The sequence below is a fragment of the Dyella sp. C11 genome (assembly GCF_003121485.1).
Classification (GTDB): Bacteria; Pseudomonadota; Gammaproteobacteria; order Xanthomonadales; family Rhodanobacteraceae; genus Dyella.
Genome location: NZ_QAVX01000039.1, coordinates 1 through 8,509, shown reverse-complemented (window position 1 = coordinate 8,509; position 8,509 = coordinate 1). Strand labels below are relative to the sequence as shown.

The following is an 8,509-nucleotide window of genomic DNA, read 5'->3' as shown; positions in this document are numbered from 1 at the left end:
CAGATTTGTATTAGTGACATGTTTCCGTCTGGATGCGGCTGAAGGGATGACCATGAAGAATATCGACGACGAAAACATGTCCGATCGCATCAGCGAAGTGCTGGAAGCGGCGGCGCACAACCTTGAGATGCGCAAGTCATCGAGCCAGTCGATTGCGCGCATGCACGAGGAGGGCGGTGCACTTGCGCCGATCCAGCTCGAACAGCGCCGGATGATCCACCGCGAAGAATCGGTGCGTCAGCAGTCCGATGCCTTTCGCGAGATTCGCACGCGCCTGCTCGCCATGGGCGGTCACCAGAACTTCGTCACGCTGGTGGTTGCGGTGAGTCCGCGTTCGGGAAGCAGCTTTGTCACGCGCAACCTGGCCACGGCGTTCGCTTTCGACGAAGCCAAAACCAGTTTGCTGATCGATTGCAACGTGCGCTACCCGAATCAACACAAGGTGATGGGCGTGGAGCCTTCGCGCGGCGGCCTGATCGACCTGATGGACCATCCGGCCATCGGCATCGAGTCCATCATCTACCACACCGGCGTGCCGCACCTGAGGCTGATTCCCGCCGGCAAGTCGCGCGAAAGCAGCAGCGAATACTTCACCTCGCATCGCATGCGCGCGGTCATCGATTCGCTGCGCTCGCGCTATTCAGATCGCTACATCTTCCTTGATGGACCTTCGATCAAGGGCGCGCCGGATGCACGCATTCTCGCGGATCTCGCGGATTTCGTGGTGGTGGTGGCGGGCTATGGCAAGGACACGCCCGGGGCGATCAACCAGGCACTGAGTCATTTCGAACCGAGCAAGCTCGCAGGAGTGGTGTTCAACCAAGCGCCCTAGACGGATAGGGAAGGAAGGGCCATCACAGGGTGGGATGGTCCTTCAGGGGACAACCAGAGGAAAGGATATGCCGGCATACAACAGGCTCGCCCGTGCCACCATGCTCGCGCTGGTCGTGGTGCCTGGTTGTTCATGGGCTGGCGACTTCGCCTACGCGGTGTTCGCCAGCGTGGAGCACAGCGACAACATCGCGTTGTCCACCAGCAATCCTGCCAGTACCAACGTGTTCACGCCGGGTGTGAATTTCGCCTATCGGCAAGTGGGTTCCACCATCCAGGCGAACATTGTCGGCACAGCGGAATACCTCGATTACAGCAACAAGCAGTTCGATAGCCAGACGCTGGGATCGCTCAGCCTGCAGGCGAACTGGACGGCGATTCCCGAGCGCCTGGACTTTTCCATCGAGGACGACGCCGGTGTGCAGCCGGTGGATACGTTGACCAGCAACGCGCCGGACAACCAGCAGCAGACGAATGTGCTGTCGCTCGGTCCCATCCTGCATTTCAACTTCAACGAGGCCACGCGTGGACAGGCGGAGCTGAAGTACATGAGCAGCTACGCGTCGAAGGTGGACGACTTCGACTCGTCCCGCGGGCTGGGCGCGCTGCGCATCATCCGCGATGTAAGTCCGACCACGCAGGTATCGTTGAACCTTGAGTCGCAGCGCGTGGATCTGAAGAACAGCGACGCTGGCCCCGACTACACGCGCAACGAGTTCTACGGCCACTACGTGCACACGCTGCGCGACTTTGACGTGGATGCCTTGCTGGGCTGGGGTTATGTTGATTTCAGCCACGAACCCAGCGCATCGAAGCCGATGGCGCGCGTGACGCTGGGCTGGCGCCCAAGCGTCGACAACAGCTTCAGCCTGACGGGCACCTACGAGTTCTCGGACGCCGCTCAGGACATGCTGTTGCAGCCGGGCCAGACCATCATCGACAGCATGACCAACGTGCCGACGAATCCGCTGGATCTGATCAACGATCCGAACCGTGGCATCAATACCGGCTCCGTGGTGGTCGATTCCCAGGTCTACCTGGACCAGAGCCTGCAAGGCACCTATAGCTATCGCGGCGATCGCTTGTCGGTCACGGTGGCGCCGCTCTATCGCAAGCTCGATTACCTCAACGACTCCACCTTCGACCAGAAGGAAAAGACGGTTGCGTTCAGTGTCGAATACAAGCTGCGGCCGACCTTGCTGCTTACCACCTTCGGTGATTTCGAACACATCGATTACAGCTTCATCGATCGTACCGACAAGACCTATCGATATGGCGCCGCGCTGAGTCACGAGTTCACGCAGCACTGGAGCTGGCGTGTGTCCTACCAGCGGCAGTTGCGCCATAGCACCGCCGACGATCAGAGCTATCACGAGAACGAAATTCTCTTCGCCGTGGTGTATCGCCGATGAAAGCGCGCGTTGAAGCCGAACTGCCGTTCTACTTCGGTCCCGGGCGGGAGCTGTTCGGCTTTTACCATCCGGCGGCAGCCGTTACCGGAACGGCCGTGTTGCTGTGCGCACCGTTCGGTGTCGAGCAGATTCGTTGCCATCGCCTGTATCGCCAGCTTGCACATGCGTTGGCTGAGACCGGCTTGCCAGTGCTGCGATTCGACTACTACGGCACGGGCGATTCGGGCGGCGAAACCAAGGATTTTGACTGGGTACGCTGCATGGCCGACGTCGTTACCGCTGCGTCTGAACTGCGGAACAGGCACGGCGGTGGCCGCGTGCTCGCCTTTGGCACGCGGCTGGGTGCGAATGCGGCCCTTGCTGCTGCGCAGGCCGCGCGACTCGATGGCGTGGTGGCGTGGGATGCGATTGCCGATGGCTCGGCGCTGGTACGCCAGTACGACAGCATGCAGGAAGCACTCAAGGTCGACTTGAATCGCTTCGAATACGCACGTCCGGACATGGATGTCAGCAGTCAATGGCCGGGCTTTGTGCGTGGCGACCATCTGCGCGACCAATTGCATGCGCTGCGCTTGCTGGACCCGGGCATTACGTCGGCTTGGCTCGCGTCGGCACTCCCCGATGAAGCGTCGCTGTTGCCCGAGCGCTATCACCAGCGACGCGTGAGCGTGGATGTATCGCCACGCTGGGACGATGTGGACTGCCTGGAAATGGCCATCCTCTCGCATCCGCTGATCGACGCTGCGAAGCGGCATCTGAAGGAGATGGCGTGATGCATGAGCAGGCCTTCCGTTTCGGTCAGGCGCGGCATCTGGTGGGCGTGGTGGGACTTCCAGCTGTCATCGACCATGGCGTGGGCGTCATCTTCCTCAACGCGGGCATGGTCTATCGCGTAGGGCCGTTCCGCCTGCACGTTGAACTGGCACGGCGACTCAATGCCCTGGGTTATCCCACGCTGCGGTTCGATCTTTCCACCATCGGTGACAGCGGCGCGAGCGGGCAGCGGTTGTCACGGCCCGATCAGGTCGTGGCGGACGTACGCGACGCCATGGAACTGCTCAAGCAGCAGTCTGGTTGCGGGCGCTTCGTATTGTTCGGCCTTTGCTCTGGTGCGCAGAACGCGCATGCCGCCGCCCATGCAGACCCGCGGGTGGCCGGTGCGCTGTTTCTTGATGGCTATGGGCATCGCACCTTGGGGCAGCGTGTTCGTCATTATCTGCCACGCCTTTTCAGTCCAACCGTGTGGCGCCATCGACTGACGCGCCGGCATGCCGAGGCACCTGCCACGCCACGCGCCAACGAACCTGCCTTCGTGGTGGAACCGTTGCCGCCGGCGATCGTGCGCGAGCAGCTCACCGACATGCTGACACGCGGACTCAAGCTCGATTTCGTCTACAGCGGCGGCGTGGCTCGCTACTTCAATGACATCCGCCAGTTCCGCGAATGCTTTGGCCGCCTGGCCGATCACCCCGGCATCAGCGCAAGCCACTTCAAGGAAACCGATCACACCTACGTCCTCAGTGGCGACCGCCAGAAACTGCTTGATCATGTCGAGCAGTGGATGGGGCGTCATTTCCCCCTTACACGACCAGGCACTTGAACATGCTTGAGAGTCTGCATCCATATGCCAAGTGCCTCGCGTTGCGCTTGAGTGAGAGCCAGGCGGCAGTGCGTGGCGCTGTGCCTGCCTGGCCGGCAGGCCAAGCCTCGCGCTGCCGCCTGGCTCTCACTCAAGCGCAACCCTCCGGGCCGGGTCTGTTTGCCCGCATGACTGCGTCATCACTCAGTCGCGTACGGACGTACGCTCCTTCGTTCCTCCTTGTCCTGCCGGCAAACAGATACCGGCGCGAGGTACTTGGCATATGAATGCAGACTCTAAAGTACTCGTCACCGGCGGCGCCGGCTATATCGGGAGTCATGTGGTACAGCAGCTGACGGCACGTGGCGAGCAGGTGGTGGTGATCGACAACCTGAGCACCGGTTATCGCGAAGCGGTGCAGGGTGCCGAGCTGGTCGTGGGAAACGTCGGTGATACGGCACTGGTAACCAACGTGCTGCGCCGGAATGGCATTGATGCCGTGCTGCATTTCGCTGCGCACACGGTGGTGCCCGAATCGGTAAGCGATCCGCTGAAGTACTACGGCAACAACACTTGCAACACTCGCAATCTTCTCGCGGCTTGCGCCGAATCGGGCGTGGACAAGTTCATCTTCTCATCGACGGCGGCGGTTTACGGGCTGACGGAGCAGGGCGTGGCCGACGAGAGCACGCCGACATGCCCGGTAAACCCCTACGGCACATCCAAGCTGATGTCGGAAATGATGCTCAGCGATTACTGCGCAACAGGTGTGATGCGCCATGTGATTCTTCGCTATTTCAATGTGGCCGGGTGTGATCCCAAGGGACGCATTGGCCATTCCGCGCCGTCGGCGACGCTGCTGATCAAGGCCGCCTGCGAGCACGCGGTGGGCAAGCGCGAATCGCTGGCCATCTATGGAACGGATTACGACACGCCCGACGGCACCGGTATTCGCGATTACATCCACGTCGAAGACCTTGCGTCAGCCCACCTGCTGGCGCTGGATCACCTGCGCGCGGGCGGTGCATCACTCAAGCTCAACTGTGGCTACGGCCATGGCTACAGCGTGCGCGAAGTACTCGATTCGGTAGCTCGCGTGGGTGGTCATCCACTCAACATCGTGGAATTGCCACGCCGTGACGGCGATCTCGCCAAGCTGATTGCCTGCAGCGACCGGCTCAAGCAGGTGCTTGACTGGCATCCCCAATACGACGACCTGGATTTCATCGTGCGAACGGCGCTGTTGTGGGAACGCAAGATGGTGAGCAAGCACGCGCCGCTGTCGTCGGTGGCGTGATGACACGGTGGTTGCCAACGGAAAGTTCTTTCCCGCGATGGGAAGGCCGTCGCCGCACGCTGGTCGTTATCGGATTCGTGTTGCTGTCGCTGCCATTGCTGGGCTGGTCCACCAGCCATTCGCACAAGTCACACACGCCAACGGCGACCAAGCCGGCAGATACGCCCGTTGCCCAGGCACCCGCGGATGCCACGGCTGAGCAGAAGATCGTGGTGCACCGTAACGTGGGCGAAGGCGACGAGGTGAAGGTGACGGTGGGCATTCCGTTCCCGCCTTCCATGTTGCGTGACATCCATCAGCTGCGCATCCTGGATGCGGCCGGCAACGAAGTTCCTTCGCACGTCGATGCACCCATACTTTGGTACGCACGCGATCGCAGCGTGCGTGCCGCGCGGGCGCAATTCACCGCGCAGCTGGTGAAAGGCGAGGGCACGTATTACTTCGCCATCGGCAAGCCACGTACGCATGACATTCCCGGCTGGCCGTATGTGCAGGAGCTGGTGCCGGATGCGCAGGGCGTGCGCGTGGCAGCGGCGCTCGCCACGCTGGAGCCGGCATGGCTTTGCGCGTCGTTGATTGCAGGCCCGCAGGTGCCGGCCGCCAAGGGCGAGGCATACGCCAATTACGTATCCACGCAGTTCGATTGGGCGCGCAAGCTGCCGGTGGACGACCACACGGCTTGGCTGTTCGATCGTCCCAGCACCTTGTTCAAGGCTTATGTGCGCACCGGTCGCTTCGATTACCTGCAGGCGGCGGACCAGAGCTATCACTTCTACATGAAGTACATCAAACGCGACGGCATGCCCTTCAGCCCGTTCTGCGCGGGTGGCTGGACGATGGGCAAGGAGCCTTGCGACGTGAAGTACGTGTATGTCGAGCCCATTCTTCTTGCACTAGCGCTGACGGGCGACGACAGCGAACACGATGCCGAAACCGTCGACAAGATGGTGACGCTCTGGCAGCACGGCGGCTGGGCAGGTACGCCGGGGCCGTATGACAACCCCGGCGAACACTTCACGGAACGCCAGGCGGGGCTGGGCCTGCTGGCCACTATCAACGCCTATGATCTCACCGGCATGACGCGCTACCTCGGATATGCGCGCGAACGTGTGACCTGGCTGTACGACCACCAGCGGAACAATCCGGACAAGCTGGGCAACGACGGCTCCTGGCGCAACAGCTGGAACCTGCACGAAGACGATTCGTGGAATCCGCAGCATGACGTGCGCGGCACATCGCCGTGGATGACCGAAAACATCATCGACGGCCTGTGGCATACCTGGCTGGTCACCGGCGACCCTCGCATTCCCGAGATGATCACGGCGTTCGGGCGCTACATGGAGCGCTACGGCTGGATCGACATCAGCGGCATCGCCAGCCATGACTGGCGCAATCCATGTTCCGGTCCCCAGGGCCAGATTGCGTGGTACTGGGCATCGTCGCAGGCCAGCCACCAGAAGCTCGCCGCCATCGAGGATTCCGATGGCTGGTACAGCGATGCGCACAACGTTGAGCTGGTGATGCCCATGGCGGCGGCGTACTACTTCGAGCGCGATCCGGCGCAGAGCGAGGCGTTCAAGCGACGGGTCGAAGCGTTGGCATCGTCATACAGCACGGAATGCGCGCAGGTGACAGGGACCACGCGCAGGTTCAACTGGAACAACCGGGGCGCCGGCGTAGCAGTGTGGCTGATGCAGCAGCCGGCAGGTAGCGGGACCACATCTCCGTTGGCCATGCACACCACACCTTGATCCACGACACAACATTCAACAAGCGGTTTGCTCAGGGGCAGGTTTCAATGAATCGCAGGGTGGCAGCGTTACGAAGCATGGCATTGGTGTCGGCCTCCACATACGTGGAGTACGCGCTGGGCTTGTTCATCAGCGTGTGGATCGCGCGCGCGCTGGGTCCGGCGGACTTTGGTCGCTATGCGTTCACCGTGTGGCTGTGCGGTTGGCTGATGACGTGCAGCAACCACGCGTTGACCACCTCGTCGACCAAGTTCATTGCCGAGGCGTATGGCGCCGGGCGCCCCGACGTGGCGTCGCACATCTCGCATCGACTGGCGCGCAACCAGGTCTGGAGCTGCGCCATCGTCATCGCGTTGTTCTTTCTTGGCGTGACCATCATTCAGCCGAAGGAATGGACGGGCTACATCCTTCCCATCACCGCCCTGGTCGCCATCGGCGTGGTGGCCAAGGCGAATTACGGCCTGTGGGTTGCCGTTTCCAAGGGACAGGAACACTTCGAACCGGTGTCGATAGCGACCGTGATATCCGGCGTCATCATGCTGGCGCTCGTGGCGCTTGCCGCCTGGTTCCATGCGGGACTGATTGCCTTCATCGGCATCTTCACCATCTCGTGCCTGGTGCTGAACCTGATCAACCGTATCGCCTACCGGCGCTATTGCCTGCCGTTCGAGGCGGGTGACATCCCCGACGAAATGTCCCGGCGATTGACGCGGCATCTTCGCCTGACCGCCGTGCTCGTGCTGTTGCTCGCGTTGAAGCTCAATACGGTCGAAGTGTTTCTTCTCAATACCTATTCGACATCCACGGCGGTGGGCTATTTCGCGATTGCGGGTACGTTGACGCGGGGCGCCGTGGAGCTGCTCTCGGTGGGTCTCACTACCACGCTGTTGCCTTACATGGCGCGCGCCTTTGGTCAAAGCGGGCAGTCGCAGGCAACGCGGGTGCTGTCAGAGGCCACGCGCTTTTACTGGGCTACCGGCCTGATGATCGCTGGTCTCGGTTTTGTGACCACGCCCGGTTTGGTGACGCTGATGTACGGCAACAAATACGTGGATGCGATTCCCGCGATCGAAGTCACGCTGGTGCTCGCCGGCCTGTTGCTGATCACCAACGCCATTGCGGCTTTCCAGGTCGTGACGGATCGGCAGGGTGATCGCTTGCGTATTTCAGGTTCCGCGCTGGTGATCAACGTGATCCTGGGTTTCAGCCTTATCCCGCATTTCGGCCTGCTTGGCGCCGTGCTTTGTTATTCCGGCACGCGATTGGCGGAACTGGCGATCTGCACGTTCTACATCCGGCGCGTGGCCAGTGCGGGTTTGCCGGGTGCGTTGATGATGCGGCTGCTGGTAGTGGGTCTTTTGGCGACAGCGGCGGGTTGGGGTGTCGCTGATGTCACGCCAGGGCATTTTGCATTCATCACCGGAGCGGTGATGTTTGTGGCGGTGTTTGTGCCGGCGAGTTTTCTCGTGCGGTACTGGAGTGATGAGGACTATCGGTTGATGGGGATGATCACCGATAAGTTGGGGCCGTTGCGGGGGCTGTGTCTTATCCACATCTCCGAGCCCACGAGCCTCCTGCGCCGCGGGGGTGGCCGGGGCGGCTGGACAGAAACACGGCGGGGGGGGGGGGTGGGGGGGGG

7 protein-coding genes are annotated in these 8,509 nt (G+C 61.7%); all 7 read left to right on the top strand.

The genetic code is table 11. The features are described 5' to 3' along the window. A partial coding sequence (locus DK366_RS20890) for a hypothetical protein (protein ID WP_343125632.1) occupies positions 1 to 832 on the top strand: 832 nt, incomplete at its 5' end. Between the two features lie 67 nt (positions 833 to 899). Continuing rightward, complete coding sequence (locus tag DK366_RS20885; protein ID WP_157956650.1) at positions 900 to 2,243, top strand: outer membrane beta-barrel protein; 1,344 nt, start codon at positions 900 to 902, stop codon at positions 2,241 to 2,243. Next, positions 2,240 to 3,016 (top strand): alpha/beta hydrolase, encoded by a 777-nt coding sequence (locus DK366_RS20880; RefSeq protein WP_109127491.1) that lies wholly within the window; start codon positions 2,240 to 2,242, stop codon positions 3,014 to 3,016. The genes DK366_RS20885 and DK366_RS20880 overlap by 4 nt, the downstream gene beginning before the upstream one ends. Continuing rightward, positions 3,016 to 3,843 carry an alpha/beta fold hydrolase gene (locus DK366_RS20875; RefSeq protein ID WP_109127490.1) on the top strand — a complete coding sequence of 276 codons (828 nt, stop codon included), beginning with the start codon at positions 3,016 to 3,018 and terminating at the stop codon, positions 3,841 to 3,843. The genes DK366_RS20880 and DK366_RS20875 overlap by 1 nt, the downstream gene beginning before the upstream one ends. A gap of 262 nt (positions 3,844 to 4,105) precedes the next feature. After that, entirely contained in the window at positions 4,106 to 5,119 is a 1,014-nt protein-coding gene (gene galE / locus DK366_RS20870) for a UDP-glucose 4-epimerase GalE (RefSeq protein ID WP_109127489.1), read from the top strand. 11 nt (positions 5,120 to 5,130) lie between these two features. Further along, positions 5,131 to 6,870, top strand: coding sequence for a hypothetical protein (locus DK366_RS20865; RefSeq protein ID WP_232821144.1), 1,740 nt, complete (start codon positions 5,131 to 5,133; stop codon positions 6,868 to 6,870). Between the two features lie 47 nt (positions 6,871 to 6,917). Next, on the top strand, positions 6,918 to 8,509 hold a 1,592-nt coding region (locus DK366_RS20860), incomplete at its 3' end, for an oligosaccharide flippase family protein (protein WP_157956649.1).

What these genes read in the sequence shown, in the direction of transcription:
- galE (WP_109127489.1), top strand. Translation starts at nt 4,106, where the DNA reads ATGAATGCAGACTCTAAAGTACTCGTCACCGGCGGCGCCGGCTATATC.
- DK366_RS20875 (WP_109127490.1), top strand. Translation starts at nt 3,016, where the DNA reads ATGCATGAGCAGGCCTTCCGTTTCGGTCAGGCGCGGCATCTGGTGGGC.
- DK366_RS20885 (WP_157956650.1), top strand. Translation starts at nt 900, where the DNA reads ATGCCGGCATACAACAGGCTCGCCCGTGCCACCATGCTCGCGCTGGTC.
- DK366_RS20880 (WP_109127491.1), top strand. Translation starts at nt 2,240, where the DNA reads ATGAAAGCGCGCGTTGAAGCCGAACTGCCGTTCTACTTCGGTCCCGGG.